We start from the raw sequence: 2,142 nt of genomic DNA, 5'->3' as shown, positions 1-2,142 counted from the left end.
GTACAACCAAGGCGACGAACGCTACCGTCGCAGTTTCGAGTTTCGCAAGTCTGAGGAGGGGGTCGAGAACGAAGCCCTTGACCTTTGCAAAGCCGGCGAAGTAAAGACGACCGTAAAGCTGCTCAACATTCGGTCGGAATATCAAAAGCATTTTCCGAAGTCGCTCGATACACTGGCGCAGAAGATTATCGACCACCTCGTCATCTACTTTCTAAGTCCAGGATGCCCAGAGGTGTGGATTCACGATGACGAGCATGAACCAGTCAATCTGAACGAGTACTTCCGCGCCGAGGCTGACACCCGTGCGACCGAGCACAAGTTTACCGTCGGCAAGCACGAGCTAAATGCGGTCATTGTTCGCTTCGACTCCAGCCTGAATCGAAGGCACACCGTCTCCTATTGCGCAAACAAGCGCGAGGTTATTTCCTGGGGCGTAGGCACACGAGTTCCCGACTTCAAGACGAGATTCGTCGACGAGGCGGGAAAGTCGTTTGTTTTCAAGACATACGTGTTCGGGCAATACCTCGATTCACGCGTTGATTCTTCTCGTACGCAGTTGGTCCTGTCTGGCGAAGACGAACTCGAGCTCGATGATGAGCTGAGTCGACCGCAGCTGGACACGGCGGTGACAGACGTTGTAAAGAATGCGGCGGCGCCTTACATGACCACGTTGCGTGAAGAGAAGCGACGGAACATCGAAACGCTGGTTGCCAACAAGGCTCCGCAGTACCGCTTCATGCTTAGTGAACGGTATGGCCAGTACATTGACCGTATTTCCCCAAATGTATCCGACGACCAGCTGGACATCGAACTGTACAAGGTTCAGAAGGATATTGAACTCGCTCACCGGGAGCAGGCGCGGCAGATTGAGAGTCTGCCACTCGATGGTCAGCGTAACAGCGAAGCGTACAAGCACTTGCGCGAACAGTTCCTTCGCGAGGAGAACGAGCTCGGCCAGGCTGCTCTGGCCAGATATGTGGTGCATCGGAGGACCATTCTCGAGCTTCTCGATAAGGCCCTCGAAACGCAGGATGACGGACGTTACGTGAAGGAAGAAGCCGTTCACAGCATCATCTTTCCGATGCGTGCAAGCTCCGACGACGTTGACTTCGACCGGCAAAACCTTTGGGTAATCGACGAACGTTTGGCATACCACTGGTACCTCGGGTCCGACCTGCCAATGAGCCGGCTCAAAGCGGTCAATTCGGACGAAAATGACGAACCTGACATCGTTGTTTTCAATTCCGCGAAAGTGTTCGCCGAGGCAAAGCGCAGCTTCAACTCCGCTGTAATCGTCGAGTTCAAGCGACCCGAGCGCAACGAATACCCCTCAACGGACGAAGACCCCGTCGAGCAGGTGATTCGCTATGCTCGAAAACTCCGTGATAGCAAAGCCAAAACGGACGAAGGAAGAACCATAGAGGTTGCAGAATCGACGCCGTTTTACGCGTACATCGTGTGCACGTTGACTCCGAGAATACGAGACATAGCACTCAACCGAGACTTCATGGTCACGCCCGACGGCGCAGGCTACTTTAGGTTCCACACACAGCTTAACTGTTATATCGAAATTCTCTCGTATGACAAGATGCTGGATGACGCCAAGAAGCGGAACCGTGCGTTCTTCGAGAAGCTGCAGATACCAATGCTTTGAGCGTGCCTTAGGCCGAGTCGCTGGGCGCCGACTGCGCGCCCGGACGCAAAACGCATCGCAAATCAGCACAGCACCAGAATAGCCCCCTCGCTTCGCACGCATCAGTGCCACGTAAAGCAACTGTCTCCGGTGGCTACGCCTGCAGAAAACTGAGGCCTCGCTGCTTCTGGTTGGCCTTGATACACCGCATGACGTCCGGGAGAAAGCGGCTTCGTTCGTGGAGTGCCGCGTCGCCGGGCCACGTCGGATGACTGAATCGCGGCCGGTCTGCGCGGAAGACCGTCAGTCTGCCGGCATAAAGTCAGCAAGGACGGACGCTACCTCGAGGTACCTGTCCTCGCGCCTGTCGGCATCGAATACCTTGATGCATCCTCCCCATGGTCCGTGGTCCGTGGTCCGTGGTCTGGGCGGCAATCGTGACGGTCTGCTCGCCGGCCTTCTGTAGCAGGAGCGCGAGGGTATGCCAAAATCACGGTCACGTCGCACAT

At 55.7% G+C, this 2,142-nt stretch carries 1 protein-coding gene; it reads left to right on the top strand.

The genetic code is table 11. The features are described 5' to 3' along the window. A partial coding sequence (locus JMF90_RS34510; protein WP_201326111.1) for a hypothetical protein occupies positions 1–1,654 on the top strand: 1,654 nt, incomplete at its 5' end. Positions 1,655–2,142: the final 488 nt, after the last annotated feature.

The sequence above is a fragment of the Burkholderia sp. E168m23 genome, assembly GCF_016586125.1.
In the GTDB taxonomy this organism is placed as follows: domain Bacteria; phylum Pseudomonadota; class Gammaproteobacteria; order Burkholderiales; family Burkholderiaceae; genus Burkholderia; species Burkholderia orbicola.
This window is presented reverse-complemented; position numbering and strand designations above follow the sequence as displayed.